The organism is Streptomyces sp. NBC_01390 (genome assembly GCF_045040105.1).
Taxonomy (GTDB): Bacteria; Actinomycetota; Actinomycetes; order Streptomycetales; family Streptomycetaceae; genus Streptomyces.
Map to the genome: position 1 here is coordinate 7,850,376 of NZ_CP109551.1, position 13,484 is coordinate 7,863,859.

Here is a 13,484-nt window from a genome sequence, read left to right on the forward strand (position 1 = left end):
GCGATGCCGTTCGGAAGTACGCGTCGGAAGGCGGGTGTCCTGACCGCACAGGTCGAGGGCTACCGGGCATGGTTGGCGGAACGCGGGTACACGGCCCAGACCTCCAGGAACATGCTCAAGGATCTGGGGCAGGTGGGACTGTGGCTTTCGGAGCAGGTCCTCGATGCTGCTGATCTGGACGAGGGGCGGCTGAAGCAACACCTTTCCGACCTGCGGAAGTCGGGTCGTTGCCGGGTGGCTGGGCCGCGCGGCATGGTCCCGCTGCTGACGTTCTTGCGTGAGGCCGGAGTGGTGCCAGTGCCGCGGGTGACACCGTCGCCGGCGGAGGATCTGCTGGAGCGGTACAGGTGGTGGATGGAATCCGAGCGTGGCCTGTCGGCGTCGACGATGCTGCGCTACGGGAACACCGCCCGGCGCTTCCTGACCGAACAAGCGATGGCCGACGGGGAGTTCGCGCCGTACGGTCTGACCGGGGCGGACCTGAACGCGTTCCTGCTGCGGGAGTGTTCCAGGGTCTCGGCGGGCTCGGCGAAGGGACGGGTGGCCGAACTGCGATCCCTGATGCGGTTCCTGCACCTGCACGGCGTCATCCCGATGAAGCTCGGCGGCGCGGTGCCTCCGGTGGGCGGCTGGCGCTTCGCCTCCGTGCCGCCGACGATGGCGACCGGCGATGTTCAGCGGTTGTTGGACCACACTCCGCGCCAGGGAACGGTGGGCGTCCGCGACTACGCGATCCTGATGCTGGTCGCCAGGCTCGGGCTGCGCTCGATCGAGGTAGCCCGGCTATTGCTGAACGACGTGGACTGGCGTTGCGGCGAGATCGTTGTCCGCGGCAAGGGACGCCGTGAGGACCGGCTCCCCCTTCCGGCCGACGTCGGCGAAGCCTTGGTCGCGTACTTGTCCAGTGCAAGGCCCCGCCTGGATGCCCGTCACGTGTTCCTGACCTGCAGGGCTCCGCATGGTCCGATCCGGGCGGACCTGGTCGGCGACGTCGTGGAACGAGCCTGTCTGCGGGCCGGTTCGCCCAAGGTCGGGCCGCACCGGCTGCGCCATGCCCTGGCCGCCGACATGCTCCGCAACGGCGCCGGTCTCACCGCGATCGGCCAGGTTCTCCGGCATCAGGACCTGGCCACGACCGCGCTCTACGCGAAGGTCGACTTCATCGCGCTGCGCGCGGTCGCACAGCCCTGGCCCGGGACGGAGGCGGCATGACCGATCTCCACCAGGCGCTTGCTGACTACCTGCGGCTTCGCCGTTCGCTGGGGCACCAGATGGCCGAAGCGGCGTATCTGCTGCCGGACTTCGTGAGCTTCATGGACAACCGCGGCGAACAGACCGTGACCGTGGCCGCCGCGCTGGACTGGATGAAGACCCGCGAGCCCGAGGTGGTCACGACGGTCAGCCCTCGACGGATCACCGCGGTCCGCGGGTTCGCCCGCTATCTGAGCGGAACCGACCCGGCGACCGAGGTGCCTCCACTGGGGCTGGTGCCCTACAACCGGCGCCGGGGTCAGATCTTCCTCTACTCCGACGCCGACATCGCAGCGATCATGGCCGCGACCGAAGACACCATCCCTCAGCCATTGCGGGCGGCGACTTATCACACGCTGATCGGGCTGCTGGCCGCGTCCGGCCTGCGCATCGGCGAGGCCATCAAGCTGGACCGCGACGACATTGACTGGACCCAGGGCGTGCTGCACATCCGCGAGTCCAAGTTCGGCAAGTCCCGGCTGGTCCCGCTGCAGGACAGCGCCACGAACGCGCTGCGCGAGTACGACAGGCTTCGCAAGGATCTGATGCCCAGGCCCAAGGACCCCGCGTTCTTCATCTCCCTCACTGCCAAGCGGCTCATCTACGCCTGCGTTCATCCGGTCTTTCGGGCCCTGGTCGACGCCGTCGGCGTCGGCCGCGACGCCCCGCACAGACCGCGACTGCACGAGCTGCGACACACCTTCGCCGTTCGAACCCTGCTGCACTGGTATCGCACCGAGGACAACATTCAGGCACGGATCCCGTCACTATCGACCTATATGGGACACCGCGAACCGGCCTGCACCTACTTGTACTTGTCGGCGGCACCGGAACTGCTCGCTCTGGCCGCCGCCCGCCGCGACGGCGTCCGGAAGGCGGCCCGCTCATGACTCTGATCGCACCCACCTTGCAGGCATTCTTCATCGACCGGCTTGCCCGCCAGCGCCAGGCCAGCCCGCGTACCATCGCCGCCTACCGCGACGCACTCCGCCTCCTGCTCGGCTTCGTCCAGCAGCGGACCGGAATTGCTCCGGCGAAGCTGGACTGGAACGACCTGAACGCGGACGTGATCTCCACGTTCCTGAATCACCTGGAGGACGAGCGCGGCAACAGCACGAGAACGCGCAACGTCCGCCTGACCGCGATCCGCTCCCTGTTCTCCTACGCTGCCCTCCAACATCCCGAACACGCTCTGCTCATCCAGCGGGTCCTGGACATCCCGCCGAAGCGGTACGACAAGAGGACCGTCACGTTCCTGACCAGCCCAGAGGTCGACGCGCTGCTGACCGCGCCGGATCCGAAACGATGGGAAGGACGACGGGACAAAGCCATGCTGGCACTGGCTGTCCAGACCGGCCTGCGCGTCTCCGAGCTCACCAGCTTGAACTGCGGCGACATCACTCTGGGCGACGGCGCCGCCGTCCGCTGCGAGGGGAAGGGACGAAAGGAGCGCAGCGTCCCGCTCGACCGTCCCGTCCAGAACCTGCTGGGCTCCTGGCTCAACGAACGCGCCGGCCGCAGTGGCGACCCCCTGTTCTGCACCCGCACCGGCCGGCGCCTCAGTCGCGACGCCGTCGCGCAACGCTTGAGCACCCACGCCAAGACCGCGGCGCGAACCTGCCCGCCTCTGCTGGACAAGAGCATCCACCCGCACGTCCTGCGGCACAGTTGCGCGATGTCGTTGTTGCAGGCCGGAGTGGACACCACGGTGATCGCGCTCTGGCTCGGCCATGCCGGCGTCCGCTCCACCGACGCCTACGTCCACGCCGACATGACCATCAAGGAGAAGGCGCTCGCGCTGACTGCGCCCGTCACCGCCCGGCCGGGCCGCTACCGGCCCACCGACAAAGTCTTGGCCTTCCTCGACCGCTTGTGACTATGCCGAGGAAACTCAAATGGTTTGCTTCCCCGAGGCCGGGCTGGGAGTGTCGGAGCGACATACGGGCAGTCGAAGGAGCAGACGGTGGCGCTGGTCAAGAAGGGTTCCCGGCGCATCGTCGTGGACGGCGTCACCTACCGCTGGCGCGTCCGCCACAAGCCGACCTACTGCCAGTCAAACGGCTGGGGTCCGCTGACGTTCGCGGTCGAGGACGCCACCGTCCCGGGAACCGTTCTCGTCGTCGAGACCGGCTCGCACCACCCCGAGAACTGGTTCGGTCTGACGACCAGGCCGGTCGTTCCCGCTGATGTCGCCCAGGCCATCCGGACCGCCCTCGCGCAGGGATGGACGCCACTCGCCAACGGATCACCCTTCCATCTCGACGTCTCAAACGCAGACCAGACAGGCGAGGATGCAACCGTCGCCAGCGGATTGTCGGCATAGTCGCGGTCTCGGCATAGGTCAATCTATGCGGATATCCGCATAGGTCGACGAACTCGGCTACATGGAGCTCGACCGCAGGGGCGCTGAGCTGCTGTTTCAGGTTCTGACAGAGCGCGAGGAGAAGAACAGCGTTGCGATCGCTTCGAACGAAAGTTTCAGCGGATGGACGAAGACGTTCACCGATCCGCGGCTCTGCGCGGCCATCGTCGACCGGTTGACCTTCAACGGCGCCATAATCCAGACCGGCACGGAGTCCTACCGCCTTGCCCACACCAAAGCTCTGGCCGAACAAACTCAGGTCGGCTGACTAGGGTCTGTTGCGAAAGTGGATCTTGTTCGTTGATGATCACGTCCTATGGGGCGTGGGGATCTGATGAACGGCCAGTGGGCCCGGCTGGAGCGTCTGCTGCCGACGGGCATCAAGCCGGGTCGGCCGCAGGTGTGGACGCGGCGGCAGCTGATAGACGGCATACGGTGGCGGACCCGGACCGGTGCTCCCTGGCGGGACATGCCCGAACGTTATGGGCCGTGGGACCGGGTCTATGACCTGTTCCGGCGCTGGCAGCGAGACGGCACCTGGGCAAGGATCCTCACCCAGCTCCAGGTCGAGGCGGACGCGAAGGGCCTGATCACCTGGGAGGTCAACGTCGACTCCACCGTCTGCCGGGCCCACCAGCACGCCGCCGGGGCAGCGAAAAAGGGGACCTCCAGAAGGAACCGCCCGGCGGGATCTTCGTCGAGCCGGCCGACCACGGCCTCGGACGCTCCCGCGGTGGACTGACCAGCAAAATCCACCTCGCAGTCGAACAGGGGCAGAAGCCCTTGTCGGTCGTGATCACAGCCGGGCAGCGGGGCGACTCCCCGCAGTTCGAAGCGGTCCTGGAGGCCATCCGTGTTCCGAGGCTGGGGCTCGGCAGGCCGCGCAAGCGTCCGGACCGGGTGCGGGCCGACAAGGCGTACGACTCCCGCGGCAACCGCTCCTACCTGCGCAGACGTGGGATCAAAGCCACCATCCCGGTTCCAGCGGACCGGGTCCGCAACCGCCTCCAGCGTGGATCGCGTGGCGGGCGGCCGCCGAAGTTCGACAAGGACGACTACAAGCAGCGGCACGCGGTCCAGTGCGGGATCAACCGGCTCAAGCGCCACCGGGCCGTCGCCACTCGGTACGACAAACTCGCCGTCCGCTACGAAGCAACCGTGCTGGTCGCAGCCATCAACGAGTGGCTGTGACCAGCACCTTCACCTGGAAGTCCCAGGGGCACGTGCCTCTGAAGGTAGAAAGTCGGTGTTTCTCACTGTTGGATATGGGCGTGCCGAAGAGCGATGACTACGCGAGAACCAGTGCTCGACTGACGGTCTGGGGCTGCCTTGCCGGACTGGCGGTGGCCCTCGCTATCCCGATGGCCATACTGGTGGCCGTCCTCCTATTCGGGATGCCGACTCCCTAGAGCTGTCGGTTGCCCAGCGGTATGGCCTCTCGTTGTACAGGTGGCAGACGAAGTGGCCTGTCAACAACGGTCGCCTCAATGAGTAGCTGCGACCTGCACTTTCGCAACAGACCCTAGACGCCCACGCGGCAGCTGATGTCTCAACTTCGCTGGCCAGCACGTCAGTTGACGTTGCGAAACTGATCAACATGGTTGACTGGCGTGCATGTCGACGTCACTTGGTGTCACCCGACCGGACCAGGCTTCCTACATGTTGCGCGCTGCTGCGGGCGACGCCGGCCGCGCTTACAAGCAGCAGCTGATCGATCTGCTGGACATTGTTCCAGGCCAGACGGTACTTGATGCTGGATGCGGCCCGGGGACGGATCTTCCGGCGCTCGCCGAGCGAGTCGGCGAGGAGGGCAAGGTGATCGGCATCGAACGGGACCCTGCCATGCTGGCCATGGCCCGGGAACGCACCAATGCACTGTCAGTAGTGGAGATCCGAGAGGGCGATGTCCACGCCTTGCCTGTCGCTGCGGAGTCGGTGGATCGAGCCAAGATCGACCGGGTCCTCATGCATGTCACCGATCCCGCCGAAGCCCTTGCGCAACTGCATCATGTCACCCGGCCGGGAGCCGTGGTCGGGCTGGTTGAGCCTGACTGGGACACCCTGGTGGTCGATTCCGAAGACCTCGACACCAGCCGAGCTTTCACCCGCTACACCACAGACCACGTCGTCCGAAATGCCACCATCGGGCGCAGCCTCGCCCGCCTCGCGAATAATGCCGGTTTTCTCGTCAAGACCGTGGTGACGACCGCCCCTGTCCTCCGGGATTTCCAAGACGCGGACCACACGCTGGGACTGGGCCGCAACATGCAACAGGCCATCGACGAGAAATACATCGACCAGCAACGAGGCCGTCGCTGGTTCGCCGACCTCTCCGGAGGAGAGTTCTACGCCTCATTCACCCTGATCACGGTGATCTGTTCCCGCTGACGCACGCAAAGTCGGCAGCGATTGGCAAGGGCCGCCCAAGAGCCAGCCCGACAAGCCGGAATGCTCAGTTCCGAGTGACCGACGGTTGTCATCTCAAGCGACGCTGAAGGCGCTCTTGACGGGTCGTTCCGGCTCTCATCATGTCCAAGCGGGCGGCCCCGCAGCACCCGAGTGACATCAAAAGTCACTGACATTGATCACGACACTCGCTCCAGAACGACTCCCGAAGTCACGGCGAAACGACTCCCGCAGAAACCGACACAGCCACCCGTGCCGTCGTCGAGGACAAGACGGCGTTCGCCATCCACCTTGCGAATTTCCTCGTGTCGCTGCAGCGGATCGACCCGACAGACGGACCGGGCCCGGGACTGCACAATTGGTTCCGAGGCGGACCACTGACGACCTACGACGGGTGGGCCCGGGCAGCCCTGGAGACGTTGGACGGCCTGATCCGGACCGAGGCTGCCGAGGAGATCTGGGAACGGGCGTTGCGAGCCTCGTGGGATGGTAAGCCAGCCTGGTTCCACGGTGACATGGCCTCAGGGAACCTTTTGGTGAAGGACGGTGCGCTCGCGGCCGTCATCGACTTCGGCACCTGCGGAGTCGGAGACCCGGCCTGCGATCTGTCGATCGCCTGGACGATGCTGACCGGCAAGAGCCGGGCCGCGTTCCGCGATCGGCTAGGGGTAGACGAGGCGACCTGGGAGCGTGGACAAGGTTGGGCGCTCTGGAAGGCCCTGGTCGTCTGCGCCGGAGCGGTTCGCGATGGCGACGGCCTGCCGACGGATGCATCGTTCGTTCTTGAGGAGATCCTCGCCGCCCATTAGTGGCTGGACCGAACACTTGTCGCTTTCCTCCGGGCAGGATGCGAGCTGCTGCTGCCTAGCAGAGTGCGTGCGCTGGAGGGCTTGTCGGTGCCCTCTGCCATCGTGTGCCCCATGAGTGAACTTGTTGAGCGGGTTGACGAGCGTGACGAGGTACTGGCTGTTGTGGAGAGGGGGGAGGCGATTCGTCACCGGTGGCTGCATCGCATATCGACGATCGTGTGTCGCGACCGTGCAGGGAGGTTCTTTGTCCACCGCCGTCCAGACGATGACACTCGATTCCCGGGACAGATCAACTGGATGCTCGGAGGCGCGGTGGACGTGGCCGAGTCCTATGAGGATGCTGCTGTGCGGGAGTTGGTGGAAGAACTTGGTGTTCATGCCCGCCCTCGTTTCCTGTTCAAGTTCTTGTGCGAGGGCGTGATCAGCCCGTATTGGCTCGGTCTGCATGAGGTCGTCGTCACGCAACCGATTCAGCCCGACCCCTCGGAGGTCGCTTGGCATGATTGGTTGACTGAGTCCGAACTGACGGACCTGGTCCGGCATCGGGAGTTCGTTCCGGATGCTCGCGAGGCGTTCGACCGGTATCGCGCTCTTCCGGGGCGGCCGGGAGCGATGTGAGCTGTGGGGCGCGTTGCTGGAGTTCGTGCGTCGCGGCTCGGCGTCCCGAGGCGGTGAAGCTGTAGTAGGTGCGCCGTCGTCCCGCGCCGCGTCCTGGAGTTGCGCGGCTGAGCCAGCTGGCATCGTCTTCGACCCTGCTGGTGAGCCACCCGGCCTGTTCGAGTTGGCGGAGTCGGCCCGAGACGCTGCCTTGGTTGAGGCCGGTCCTTGCACTGACCCGGGATCCGAAGAATTCGGTGGGCGCGTGGTCGACGAGATCGCGAAGGAGTGTGAGCGTTTCGGCTCGGATCCGGATGCGTGGGACCGGGATGTTCTCGTAGGGCCTGAGGGGGCTGGGCGGTCGGCGGGTGCTGAGGCTCTCCATCGCCCGGGCGAGTGTGTCTTCGTCGGGCATGGCGAAGAACTGGTCGTCCTTGAGGGCGTTGCGCATGAGTTCCTGGACCCGTTCGTGCGCGAGGTCACGTAGCAGCGATTTGCCGCGTGCGCTGGGGCGTTGGGGCTTGTTAAAGGCGGACCGGTGGAAGAGGTCGGTGCCGATGTCGCGTTCCAGCCGCTGGAACTGCGTGACCAGGGCGTTTGGTTCGACCTTCAGGTAGCGGGCGGCGCTGTCGAGTGACGGGAAGCGCATGGCGATCTGGAAGCGATGGAATCGGAGCCAGCCGTGGAGAGTGCCCTCGACGGCGGCCCGGATGTCGCGGGGGAGATTGGAGTCGATCTTGGCGGTCATGATGGTGCGGCTGTGCACTCCTGGTGGCCGCGAGGGGATCTTCAGGTGCTTGAGGCGTCGGCGGACTGTCTCGTCCTTTGTGCCGAGTTCTTCGGCGATGTCGTGAGTGGAGCGTTTGTGGGTCAGGTACTGCTCGCGCAGCCAGGCCGGGTCGATGGGGAACGGCTTGCGCGTGCGGCGGACGGGGATGCCGAGGGCCCGGGCATGAGCAACGGCGAGCGGGCGAGGGATGCCGGTTTCCCGTGCAATGTCGCGGAGGGGCTTGCCGTTGTCGATGTACTCGCGCTGAAGGAAGTCCGCCGTGAAGACGGATTTGGCCTGCTGGCGGAGGCGCCAGGAGCCGACGCTCGATCGCCTGCTCCAGACGCGGGGTTCGCGGGGAACGTGTTCGAGTGCGAACCGGATGTGGGTGAGGGTGGTGTCCAGTTCCCTGGCTGCTTCTCGTGGGGCGCGTTGTTCGGTGATGACGATGCGTCGCACTTCCTCCAGGTCGAGGTCGTCGAGGCGTTGGCCGGGAAGGTCGAGGCCGTCGGCGCATTCTTGCGGTGGTTCCCAGGTCAGCGGTTCGTCGATGTTCAGGTCGTGCAGGATACCGACCGCGTGGTGGTGGAGCGCGTCGCGCTGGGCGAGGGTCAAGGAGGACGGGAAGGCGAAGTATCGGGAGCGGTCGGACACTGATTGCAGGGCGAGGGGATGGCGTGGATCGGTCAGGTCCGCCCCGGTGAGTAGCTGGTTGAGGTAGCGCTGGGCATTGAGGTAGCGGGGTGCCTGGGAGGTCTTGCTGTTGAGCTGTTCACCGGGCTGGGTGCCTGTGCGGAAACAGAGTTCCCGCCACTCGTCGGGGGTGATCGGGGGTGCGGGGATGAGGCGCCGGCGGCGCTCGTAGTCGATGGGGCTGCCGTGATCGTCGAGGTAGTGGGCGAGGTTGCAGAGCGCGGAAAGCACGGCGGGATGCCCGGACTTGAGGGCGCGCTGCAAGGTGACGGTCATGGCGTTCGGCAGGTGCGGGCCCAAGCGGTCGGTCACGCCGCGTGCCCTCAAGTCCGGCTCGCCGGGCAGGAGCAGCAGCGCTGCGGCGATGCCGCGGAACAGGTTCTCCTGCGTTCCCTCCCGGGGCATGAGCCGGACTGTCCAATTGGGCCAGAGGAGTTGTGGGACATGCCGGATGCGTGCGGTCGCGCGTTGATCAGCAGGTTCCGGGACGCGGGCGCGCGAGGTGGAGGAGGAGAACCGGACGCGGTCGAGGGCGCCCATCGTGTGGTCGCTGGCGTGCAGGAAGCGCCGTTGTGCGGGAGGCGAGAGTTGGGACCACTGTTCGGCGGTCATGCCTCGGGGGATCACCTTGTTCGGTGTGTCGTGCCGGGCTCGTAGGAGGCGGACGGCCTGGACGGCGAAGGCGTCATCGGTGTCGAGGAAGGGCAGAGCCGTGTGAGCGATGATGCCGTTGACGGCGGCGCCGAGAGGCTTGACCCGGTCGGCGGGGGTCCGCATGGCCAGCGGCCGGTGCTGCCAAAGCCGCTGGATCGTTGCACCCATGGGAGCGACGTCGTGGTCGTCGATCGTGTGCATCAGCCATGACGTGCAGTGGTTGAGATCAACCAGGATCGTGCGGGCCGTGATCGTGGCTGTGTCGGTGAGCAGGACATCGATGCGACGCTGTGCGGCCAGCAGGAGGTGATCGGAAGCCAACGGCATGAGCTCGGCGCTGGTCAGGTCGGTGCCGCAGACCGAAGCCAGGCGGGATCCGACGGTGCAGGCCGCTGACGGATAGCGGTGGATGTGTCCGGGCAGCCTGACGCGCGTCCCTTTGCCGCAGCCGGGACAGGTGTCGTGCAGCAGTGCCTTGTGTGTGGTGCAGGCGAAGACCCAGGGGAGCCACCACTTCAGCAGCCAGCGTCCCTCTCGCTCGGCCAGGCACTGTGGACAGAACCGGCATCGTCGTTGGCGACGCGGGCCGAACGGGAAGCCGGGGTCGATCACCGCTCGGTCGAGGCGGCCGGGCGGAAGGCCGGTGCGGGCCTCCAGCGCGCGAAGGGAGCCGGTGGGCAGGTCGGTGACCAGCGGGCGGGTGAGGGAGTGCGGGGGCAGTCCCAGGACACGCAGGAACGCCGAGAAAGTCAGGCCATTGCGGCGGCTCAGCGCTTCCAGCCAGCTGTCCACACCCTCACCAGGCAGGATCGGCATCCGCAGTGGCAGCACACGCGTTTCGGTCACGAGGCATCACCGAGGACGGTGGTGATCTTCGCGTGGGCCATTGCGGCAGCCTGTTGCTTGCGTGCCTGCTCCGACGCTTCGTCCAGCCGGACCCCGTCGAGTACCTCGCGGGTGACGGCTTCCGTGCCGTTGCGGATCGCGCGGTAGCAGCCCCGCATGACCAGAGTGAAGTACGACCCGATGTGCCCGCTGGTGCGTTCGAACAGATAGTCCGCGCTGCGCAGCAGTATCCCGGGCCGGTGCTCGGCAAGGACGAGCTGGCGTTCGGTGGCCTTGATCAGGCTCCGCCAGTGGCGGCGGCCCTGCTCGGTGTCGAGCCGGAACGGATCGACACCAAGTCGGGTCCAGCGTCGTGCGGTCTGGGCCAGGGCCACGTTCTTGCCGGTCAGGCCGTCGGCGAAGAACCGCCGCTCGGCCAGGCCGACACCGACATAGACGAACGTGACCGGTAGTTCATTGGCCAGCCACTTGAGGTGGTTGGACACCGCCAGGCCGTCGCGGCGGTCCAGGTCGATGAAGTGGATGTCATCGATGATGCCGAGCTGGGTCTCGCAGGACAGGACGCAGTCCAGAGCATGACTGGCCAGAGCGGCGGCGTTCGCCCGGTCGGTGGCTGGATGACCGTAGTACTCGCAGATCATCCGGTTCAGAGTTCGCAGGGTGGTGTTGGAGGTCAGTCCGACGCGGAAGACGGGGATGCGTTCGTGCCCGGCCTCGGTGACCGCGGACAGACGGCGCATCTGCTGGCGGTCGAAATCACGGCCGAACAGGTTGGCGATGGTGGTCTTGCCCAGGCCCGGCAAGGCGTCGATCACGGCGGCGGAACGGATGCGGTCGCCGTCCTGCCGGTTGCTGGCCACAATCTGTTCGAGTTCGTCGTGAATGGCCGCGAGCTGCGGGGTCCGCACGATGCCGAAATTCGCGTGCCAGTCGTGACGGGAGTCGTTGTAGTCCTCGGCTGCCGCCTCGCTCAGCGCGGTCAGCTGGGCCAGTGTCAGCGTCTCAGGCCGTCGCCGGGGCAGGGCGTCGGCGAAGCGGCGCCAGCCTTCCTTGCGGGAGAGGCTGAACAGGTTGGGCTGCCTCACTCGATCACCTCGAAGGCGTCTGCGTAGAAGGCGTCGCCATCGGGGACATCGAACAGCTCGTCCTCGTCGTCACCGTCCCCGGCCGGCAGCTCCGGCACCAGCCTCAGTTCCTGAGGCGTGAGGGGGCCGGCCTGTTCCGGCAGCACTGGCAGGGACAGAGCCCCGCGTTCTGCCGACAGCCTCACCGCAATGCGGCGCTCGCGCCGATCGGTGACCATCCCCTGGTCCCAGCGGGCCAGAAGATCCGCAAGCGCCTGCGAGGACTCGACGTGCCGGCCCTCCCGGGCGGCGAGCCTTCGGGCATAAGCAGCGGCCTCACCGCTGAACGCCATGTTCAGTGCGGGTGCGTGTTCCCAGTGCAGAGGGTGCCAGGAGTCGTCGGCCGGATCCTGGAAGTAGACGAACCGCACGTCGTCAGGGTTGACGTGGATCGGCCACTGCCGTCCGAAACCGGGATAAGGGCTGGGCGTATTGCGGTAGCCGTCCAGCACCGGGCCGTTGTAACGCAGCCCGTCGACCTCGACACCGTAGTGCTGGATCGTCCGCGGCTTGACCGCAAGGAACTGAAAAGCCAGCTCTGGCGACGCCGGCAGGCGTAGCCTTCCGGCCCGAGCCAGACCGATGCGCAGCATCTCCAGCGGAGACAACGGCAGTTTCGGCCACTGCGGAATCACCAGTCCGTCATGCTCACGACGGTGATAGACCTCCGAGACCCACTCACGGATGATCTCCTCCACCTCGTGGATGAAGAAGAACGCGGCCTCCTCGACCGCCTCGCCGCGGCTGTGGACGTCGGGTCCCTTGTAGGCGGGCAGGTGCTGGATGAGTCCCTCCCGCAGGGTGCGGAAGAAGCGTTCGACGGTCGGCTTGTCGGTGGGTTTTTTCGGCTGGGCTGGCTGAATGGACATGCCCAGACGGGTGCAGACCCCGATGACATGCGCCGACATGAACGCCCGCCCGTGATCGATGACCAGCGTCTCCGGCGGACACAGCCCGCCGCCCGGCACGAGACCTTCCTCGGTGAACACCACCTCATCCCACAGACCGTGGTAGGGAGCCACCGCAGGCCGGACCGAGTCCACCAGCGGAGGGCAGACCGCCTCGAAGAGCACACCGGCGACATCGAGCGCTTTCGTGGAACAGCCGGTCACCCGCAGGCCGACGATGCAGCGCGAGAACAGGTCCTGGGCAACGGTGAGCTGGAGCGGAACCCACCGGCAGGTCACCGGTTCCATGGCATAGAGGTCCAGGTCCTGGGTGTCGAGCACGACGTACTCACCCGGTCGGGCAGCCCGTAGCCGCCCATAGACGCCCTGTGGCCTGTCTGCGATCGAACGGCGTGCCTTGGCACTGCCGGAGACCGCGTTCGTGCCCTTGGTCAACACGGCAAGCCGCGCGTAGGCCGTGCTCCGGGACGGAACAGCGACGACGCCCTTGCCGTACTGGCTGTTCAGCCGTTCCTCGACCCGCGACAGCAGCGCCGACCGAGTAGGGGTCGAGCTGGTCACCGACTCCGCCACCACGTGGCGGACCGCTTCCTCCCATCGGGGATCGACGCGTGAACTCCTTCCGGCGCGGGCGTCCACGAGCCCTGCATCGCCGCTTTCCCGGTAGGCGGTCACCCAACGCTGCAGCGTGCGAGGCGAAACACCCAGCTCAGCGGCTTTGGCCGCAGTCCGCTCCTTGAGCGGGAGATCGGGATCATATTCGGGCCGGGGCTCGACCGGCCGAGCACCGGCCGTGTGCCCGGACTGGTAGCCGCTGAGCACTTCGCGGACGTGCCCGGCGCGTTCCCGCAGCCGCTGACGCTGGTCGGCCGACAAGGACGCCAGCAGCAGGCCCACCCCGTCCGCGGCAGCCAACGCAGGCTCATCCATCGACCGGGCGCCGGCCGCCAGCTGCCCGAGCGGAACGGAACTGTACTCGCCCGTCCGCTCGTTACGGACCGTCGTCCGGAGCCCGTCGACGTCCACGACCTCGACGACGTCACCGCCGAAGAAGAGACGCACTCC

General features: G+C 66.7%; 9 protein-coding genes and 3 pseudogenes. 9 read left to right on the forward strand and 3 right to left on the reverse strand.

What is annotated here, in order from left to right; all coding sequences use genetic code 11:
* Positions 1 to 3: 3 nt before the first annotated feature.
* From OG241_RS35400 to OG241_RS35440, 9 genes and pseudogenes are all read left to right on the forward strand, one after another.
* Positions 4 to 1,212: a site-specific integrase gene (locus tag OG241_RS35400; RefSeq protein WP_405812736.1), complete on the forward strand. Its 1,209-nt coding sequence runs from the start codon at positions 4 to 6 to the stop codon at positions 1,210 to 1,212.
* Positions 1,209 to 2,141, forward strand: coding sequence for a tyrosine-type recombinase/integrase (locus OG241_RS35405; protein ID WP_405812737.1), 933 nt, complete (start codon positions 1,209 to 1,211; stop codon positions 2,139 to 2,141). Before OG241_RS35400 ends, OG241_RS35405 begins: the two co-directional genes overlap by 4 nt.
* The gene (locus tag OG241_RS35410) at positions 2,138 to 3,127 is read left to right on the forward strand and encodes a tyrosine-type recombinase/integrase (RefSeq protein WP_405812739.1); all 990 of its coding nucleotides are present in this window, start codon (positions 2,138 to 2,140) and stop codon (positions 3,125 to 3,127) included. Before OG241_RS35405 ends, OG241_RS35410 begins: the two co-directional genes overlap by 4 nt.
* A gap of 87 nt (positions 3,128 to 3,214) precedes the next feature.
* The gene (locus OG241_RS35415; protein WP_266662396.1) at positions 3,215 to 3,574 is read left to right on the forward strand and encodes a hypothetical protein; all 360 of its coding nucleotides are present in this window, start codon (positions 3,215 to 3,217) and stop codon (positions 3,572 to 3,574) included.
* Positions 3,575 to 3,617: 43 nt separating this feature from the next.
* Positions 3,618 to 3,881, forward strand: a pseudogene (locus OG241_RS35420) (ATP-binding protein); the annotation flags it as partial.
* A gap of 48 nt (positions 3,882 to 3,929) precedes the next feature.
* Positions 3,930 to 4,804 (forward strand): IS5 family transposase gene (locus OG241_RS35425; protein WP_405821230.1). Its coding sequence is split into 2 segments (ribosomal slippage): positions 3,930 to 4,323 and positions 4,323 to 4,804, totalling 876 coding nucleotides; the frame shifts between segments, so codons are not numbered across the junction.
* A gap of 423 nt (positions 4,805 to 5,227) precedes the next feature.
* The gene (locus tag OG241_RS35430; protein WP_405821232.1) at positions 5,228 to 6,001 is read left to right on the forward strand and encodes a methyltransferase domain-containing protein; all 774 of its coding nucleotides are present in this window, start codon (positions 5,228 to 5,230) and stop codon (positions 5,999 to 6,001) included.
* 290 nt (positions 6,002 to 6,291) lie between these two features.
* Positions 6,292 to 6,828 (forward strand): annotated as a pseudogene (locus OG241_RS35435) (phosphotransferase); the annotation flags it as partial.
* A gap of 111 nt (positions 6,829 to 6,939) precedes the next feature.
* Positions 6,940 to 7,446, forward strand: coding sequence for an NUDIX hydrolase (locus OG241_RS35440; RefSeq protein ID WP_405821233.1), 507 nt, complete (start codon positions 6,940 to 6,942; stop codon positions 7,444 to 7,446).
* A gap of 2,572 nt (positions 7,447 to 10,018) precedes the next feature.
* On the opposite strand, the pseudogene OG241_RS35445 reads toward OG241_RS35440, so the two are convergent.
* The 3 genes and pseudogenes from OG241_RS35445 to OG241_RS35455 form a co-directional block, all read right to left on the reverse strand.
* A pseudogene (locus OG241_RS35445) lies at positions 10,019 to 10,357 on the reverse strand (TniQ family protein); the annotation flags it as partial.
* A 26-nt stretch (positions 10,358 to 10,383) separates the two neighbouring features.
* Positions 10,384 to 11,472 carry a TniB family NTP-binding protein gene (locus OG241_RS35450; protein ID WP_405821235.1) on the reverse strand — a complete coding sequence of 363 codons (1,089 nt, stop codon included), beginning with the start codon at positions 11,470 to 11,472 and terminating at the stop codon, positions 10,384 to 10,386.
* Positions 11,469 to 13,445 (reverse strand): helix-turn-helix domain-containing protein, encoded by a 1,977-nt coding sequence (locus tag OG241_RS35455; protein ID WP_405821237.1) that lies wholly within the window; start codon positions 13,443 to 13,445, stop codon positions 11,469 to 11,471. The genes OG241_RS35450 and OG241_RS35455 overlap by 4 nt, the downstream gene beginning before the upstream one ends.
* Positions 13,446 to 13,484 lie beyond the last annotated feature (39 nt).

What these genes read in the sequence shown, in the direction of transcription:
- OG241_RS35400 (WP_405812736.1), top strand. Translation starts at nt 4, where the DNA reads ATGCCGTTCGGAAGTACGCGTCGGAAGGCGGGTGTCCTGACCGCACAG.
- OG241_RS35405 (WP_405812737.1), top strand. Translation starts at nt 1,209, where the DNA reads ATGACCGATCTCCACCAGGCGCTTGCTGACTACCTGCGGCTTCGCCGT.
- OG241_RS35410 (WP_405812739.1), top strand. Translation starts at nt 2,138, where the DNA reads ATGACTCTGATCGCACCCACCTTGCAGGCATTCTTCATCGACCGGCTT.
- OG241_RS35430 (WP_405821232.1), top strand. Translation starts at nt 5,228, where the DNA reads ATGTCGACGTCACTTGGTGTCACCCGACCGGACCAGGCTTCCTACATG.
- OG241_RS35440 (WP_405821233.1), top strand. Translation starts at nt 6,940, where the DNA reads ATGAGTGAACTTGTTGAGCGGGTTGACGAGCGTGACGAGGTACTGGCT.